Genomic DNA, 5948 nt, shown 5'->3' on the forward strand with positions numbered 1-5948 from the left:
TTTTTATCATCGTGTGTTAGAGAGGCTGTGGGCTTTTACTAGGTTTGGCGGTGACCTACTCTCCCGGGGCTTAAGCCCAAGTACCATTGGCGCGGCAGTGCTTAACTTCCGGGTTCGGGATGGGACCGGGTGTTTCACTTGCGCTATGACCACCAAACCGAGGAAAAGCCCACGTCGCGTTTTGCGAAGCAAACGCGACGCGCGGCAGGCAGCGTATTCGCGAAGCGAATGCGCGTTGCCGCACGGTTGTTATGTCACCCCTTACGGGGTTTCACGTCAATCAACGTTGTCCAACTCAAGGTCAGTGTATGCTTTTGATTTGTCTTTCCATTACTGGATCAAATCAAGCCTATCGGGCGATTAGTACCGGTCAACTGAACGCATTACTGCGCTTACATCTCCGGCCTATTGACGTGGTGGTCTTCCACGGCCCTCAGGGAGACCTTGTTTTGAGGGGGGCTTCCCGCTTAGATGCCTTCAGCGGTTATCCTGTCCGATCATAGCTACCCAGCACTGCCGTTGGCACGACAACTGGTCCACCAGTGGATCGTTCACCCCGGTCCTCTCGTACTAGGGGCAACTCCTCTCAAGTCTCCTACACCCACGGCAGATAGGGACCGAACTGTCTCACGACGTTCTAAACCCAGCTCACGTACCTCTTTAAACGGCGAACAGCCGTACCCTTGGGACCTGCTCCAGCCCCAGGATGAGATGAGCCGACATCGAGGTGCCAAACACTGCCGTCGATATGGACTCTTGGGCAGTATCAGCCTGTTATCCCCGGCGTACCTTTTATCCGTTGAGCGATGGCCCTTCCACTCGGGACCACCGGATCACTATGGCCGTCTTTCGACTCTGCTCGACTTGTCAGTCTTGCAGTCAGGCTGGCTTCTGCCATTGCACTCAACGAGCGATTTCCGACCGCTCTGAGCCAACCTTCGCGCGCCTCCGTTACGCTTTAGGAGGCGACCGCCCCAGTCAAACTACCCGCCACGCAGGGTCCCGGATCCGGATAACGGACCGCGGTTAGACATCAAGAGTGCGAAGGGTGGTATCTCAAGGGAGGCTCCACGGATACTTGCGTTTCCGCTTCAAAGCCTACCACCTATCCTGCACATCACAATCCTGATGCCAGTGCGAAGCTGTAGTAAAGGTGCACGGGGTCTTTCCGTCTAACCGCGGGAAGCCTGCATCTTGACAGGCAATTCAATTTCGCTGAGTCGATGTTGGAGACAGCGGGGAAGTCGTTACGCCATTCGTGCAGGTCGGAACTTACCCGACAAGGAATTTCGCTACCTTAGGACCGTTATAGTTACGGCCGCCGTTTACCTGGGCTTCAATTCAAGGCTCTCACCTCTCCTTTTAACCTTCAGGCACCGGGCAGGCGTCAGACCCTATACGTCGTCTTGCGACTTCGCAGAGCCCTGTGTTTTTAATAAACAGTCGCCACCCCCTGGTTTGTGCCCCCAGCCCCTAGTTGCCTAGGAACCGGGCCTCCTTCTCGCGAACTTACGGAGGTATTTTGCCGAGTTCCTTCAACATCGTTCTCTCAAGCGCCTTGGTATGCTCTACCAGTCCACCTGTGTCGGTTTAGGGTACGGTCTGATGGAGGGCTATTTCCAGGAACCACTCAGCAGCCCAATCAATCCGATAAGATTGAACTACACCTGTGATCCGTCACATCCTCCTGGCCTAGGAATATTAACCTAGTTCCCATCGCCTACGCCTTTCGGCCTCGGCTTAGGGGCCGGCTTACCCTGCTCAGATTAGCTTTAAGCAGGAACCCTTGGACTTTCGGCGAGAGTGTCTCTCACACTCTTTGTCGCTACTCATGTCATCATTCTCACTAGTGATCTCTCCACGGGATCGCTCACGCGCCCGCTTCATCGAAAGCACTTTATCTTGCGCTACCGCCTATTCGGCTACTTGAGCGCGATTGCTCGCACCAAATGACCGGCGATAATACAAGATAAGTGCTATGTCACACTACGCTCTGCTACCGATGCTTACGCATCCCTAGACTTCGGCTCATGGCTTGAGCCCCGTTACATCTTCGCCGCAGGACAACTTATTTAGACCAGTGAGCTGTTACGCTATCTTTAAAGGATGGCTGCTTCTAAGCCAACCTCCTGGTTGTTTTGGTCGTCCCACCTGCTTTCCCACTTAGCCATGAATTGGGGGCCTTAGTCGTAGGTCAGGGTTGTTTCCCTCTCCACTACGGACGTTAGCATCCGCAGTGTGTCTGCCATCTAGTACTCCCGGGTATTCGGAGTTTGGTTAGGATCAGTAAGCCTGTGGGGCCCCATTACCCATCCAGTGCTCTACCCCCCGGGGTATTCGGATGACGCTCTACCTAAATAGATTTCGCAGAGAACCAGCTATCTCCGAGTTTGATTGGCCTTTCACCCCTAGGCACAGCTCATCCCGATCCTTTTCAACGGATGTGGGTTCGGTCCTCCAGTAAGTGTTACCTTACCTTCAACCTGGCCATGCCTAGATCACTCGGTTTCGGGTCTGATCCCACGAACTCATGCGCCCTATTAAGACTCGCTTTCGCTACGCCTACACCTAACGGCTTAAGCTTGCTCGTGAGACCAAGTCGATGACCCATTATACAAAAGGTACGCCGTCAGCTCGCAAGGAGCCTCCGACTGATTGTAGGCGTTCGGTTTCAGGTACTGTTTCACTCCCCTCGTCGGGGTGCTTTTCACCTTTCCCTCACGGTACTGGTTCGCTATCGGTCAGCAAGGAGTACTTAGCCTTCGAAGGTGGTCCTCCGATCTTCAGACAGAATTTCACGTGTTCCGCCCTACTTAATACGTCCATCAAAGCTTCCTATACGGGGCTGTCACCCGCTATGGCCACGCTTCCCAACGTGTTCTAGTCACTTATCTGGCTCGGCTGGTCCCCGTTCGCTCGCCGCTACTAGGGGAGTATCAATTGATTTCCTTTCCTCCGGGTACTTAGATGTTTCAGTTCCCCGGGTTTGCTCTTAAAACCCTATGTATTCAGGTCTTAAGTACCTGTTTAAACCCCATATTGAGTATCAAAGATAACAATATGAAGCTTTCAGGTGGGTTGCCCCATTCAGAGATCCATGGATCAAAGCTTATTCTCAGCTCCCCATGGCTTATCGCAGAGTATCACGTCTTTCATCGCCTCTTGCTGCCAAGGCATTCACCAAACGCCCTTCTCGCGCTTGATTTGATCCAGAAAAAGAAAGACTTGATATTGGCACTACCGCCTATTCGGCTACTTGAGTGCGTTTGACCGCACACAACCGAAGCTGCGCTAGTAATCAAATCGATCGAGACCGCCCAGCTGGTAACTAAAGGCAGTCATTCTTCTGAACCAAAAACATACATTTCCCGCCCCCGCCACTTGGACGAGGACAATTGAGCAACCCCATGTGGTCTCTCAGCCGTGCAGCTGATCAACGCAGGTCGCTCGGGTTAGTATATTTGACTTGGACAACTCTGTTCTTTTCAGTCGCGATACGCACTAAAGGCCGGCTAGACCCAAACTGCGCCGCTCATCCGAAGATGAGAACGACCGAGATCAGCGCCACACTCGGCACGATCAAACAGTGTTGATTGATTTCTCTCTATACGATGTCAATTGATGTGTCCGTCATCCTTACGGGTGACTTGGACGAGACGTCCAATCGGACGGTTAAGAACCAAAAAAGGTGCTTAACGATCTGATCGGGTAAATGGTGGAGCCTAGGAGGATCGAACTCCTGACCTCCTGAATGCAAATCAGGCGCTCTCCCAGCTGAGCTAAGGCCCCACAAAAAACGCCCCTTGCTCCGCAAAAGGCTTGGTGGGTCGAGGAGGACTTGAACCTCCGACCTCACGCTTATCAGGCGTGCGCTCTAACCACCTGAGCTACCGACCCAGACAGGCCGGTCGGCCTGATGTGTTCTGAAGAGATATGAGGACGGCTCGGTCCATGAGTTTGATCAACTTTGTTTGTTGATCTTCTGCTAAGTGTTTCACGATCAAGAGCGAACTCTGTGATGCTAGAAACATCCTTAGAAAGGAGGTGATCCAGCCGCAGGTTCCCCTACGGCTACCTTGTTACGACTTCACCCCAGTCGCTGATCCTACCGTGGTCCGCTGCCTCCAAAAGGTTAGCGCACGGCCGTCGGGTAGAACCAACTCCCATGGTGTGACGGGCGGTGTGTACAAGGCCCGGGAACGTATTCACCGCGTCATGCTGTTACGCGATTACTAGCGATTCCGACTTCATGGGGTCGAGTTGCAGACCCCAATCCGAACTGAGACAGTTTTTTGGGATTAACCCATTGTCACTGCCATTGTAGCACGTGTGTAGCCCAACCCGTAAGGGCCATGAGGACTTGACGTCATCCACACCTTCCTCCCGCTTATCACGGGCAGTTTCCATAGAGTGCCCAGCCGAACTGCTGGCAACTAGGGATGTGGGTTGCGCTCGTTGCCGGACTTAACCGAACATCTCACGACACGAGCTGACGACAGCCATGCAGCACCTGTCACCGAGTCACCGAAGTGAAAGATCCATCTCTGGACCGGTCCCGGGATGTCAAGGGTTGGTAAGGTTCTGCGCGTTGCTTCGAATTAAACCACATGCTCCACCGCTTGTGCGGGCCCCCGTCAATTCCTTTGAGTTTTAATCTTGCGACCGTACTCCCCAGGCGGAATGCTTAATCCGTTAGGTGTGTCACCGAATAGCATGCTACCCGACGACTGGCATTCATCGTTTACGGTGTGGACTACCAGGGTATCTAATCCTGTTTGCTCCCCACACTTTCGCACCTCAGCGTCAGTATCGAGCCAGTGAGCCGCCTTCGCCACTGGTGTTCCTCCAAATATCTACGAATTTCACCTCTACACTTGGAATTCCACTCACCTCTCTCGAACTCTAGACCAATAGTTTTGGAGGCAGTTCCGGGGTTGAGCCCCGGGATTTCACCCCCAACTTTCTGGTCCGCCTACGTGCGCTTTACGCCCAGTAATTCCGAACAACGCTAACCCCCTCCGTATTACCGCGGCTGCTGGCACGGAGTTAGCCGGGGTTTCTTTACCTGCTACCGTCATTATCTTCACAGGCGAAAGAGCTTTACGACCCTAAGGCCTTCATCACTCACGCGGCATGGCTGGATCAGGGTTGCCCCCATTGTCCAAGATTCCCCACTGCTGCCTCCCGTAGGAGTCTGGGCCGTGTCTCAGTCCCAGTGTTGCTGATCATCCTCTAAAACCAGCTATAGATCGTAGGCTTGGTAGGCCATTACCCCACCAACTACCTAATCTAACGCGGGCTAATCCTTTGGCGATAAATCTTTCCCCCGAAGGGCTCATACGGTATTACTCTCCGTTTCCAGAGGCTATTCCGTACCAAAGGGTATATTCCCACGCGTTACTAACCCGTCCGCCGCTCACCCCGAAAGGCGCGCTCGACTTGCATGTGTTAGGCCTGCCGCCAGCGTTCGTTCTGAGCCAGGATCAAACTCTCAAGTTGAAAAGCACTTACGTGCTTATCCTTGACGTTCGAACCTCTGCACATCTTTAGTGCGCTACCGCCTATTCGGCTACTTGAGCGCGAATAAGCTTCCCCCAACCCGGCTAGGCCAGAGAACGCACTAAAAGTCATCTGTTTGATGTACACTGGTTTCATAAGAAACCGGTGAACCACTCAAACAGTGAAGCTGACACTGGTCATCGGGGCAAAACCCCTACCAGCGCGATATACAGACATTCAATCCGTCGAAACGAACCAAACCGCCCACATATCTCTTCAGTTATCCATCAATGTCAAAGAACAAAACACCCAGAGCCAAAAACCAGACCGTAACGCCAATCACTCAGCGCAACCGCCCAATTACCAACCTCAGATGCCCCCAGTCTATCCTGAGCGTCACCGCCGCTCCCGCAGCGTCCCAACCCCGCCTCAGCAGCGCCGGTGAAGGG

The 5948-nt window shown here is 53.4% G+C and carries 2 tRNA genes and 3 rRNA genes; all 5 read right to left on the minus strand.

Annotated features, from left to right (window positions below):
• Nucleotides 1–42 precede the first annotated feature (42 nt).
• The 5 genes from rrf to RA27_RS22660 all read right to left on the minus strand — a co-directional run bounded on the left by rrf (nt 43) and on the right by RA27_RS22660 (nt 5499).
• Nucleotides 43–157 (minus strand): 5S ribosomal RNA (gene rrf / locus RA27_RS22640).
• 182 nt (nt 158–339) lie between these two features.
• Nucleotides 340–3205, minus strand: a 23S ribosomal RNA gene (locus tag RA27_RS22645).
• A gap of 508 nt (nt 3206–3713) precedes the next feature.
• Nucleotides 3714–3789: transfer RNA gene (locus tag RA27_RS22650), tRNA-Ala, on the minus strand.
• Between the two features lie 31 nt (nt 3790–3820).
• Nucleotides 3821–3897: transfer RNA gene (locus tag RA27_RS22655), tRNA-Ile, on the minus strand.
• A 140-nt stretch (nt 3898–4037) separates the two neighbouring features.
• Nucleotides 4038–5499 (minus strand): 16S ribosomal RNA (locus RA27_RS22660).
• The 16S, 23S and 5S rRNA genes sit together here with 2 tRNA genes alongside, the layout of an rRNA operon.
• Nucleotides 5500–5948: the final 449 nt, after the last annotated feature.

Origin of the sequence: Ruegeria sp. ANG-R, from assembly GCF_000813985.1 — a bacterium.
In the GTDB taxonomy this organism is placed as follows: domain Bacteria; phylum Pseudomonadota; class Alphaproteobacteria; order Rhodobacterales; family Rhodobacteraceae; genus Ruegeria.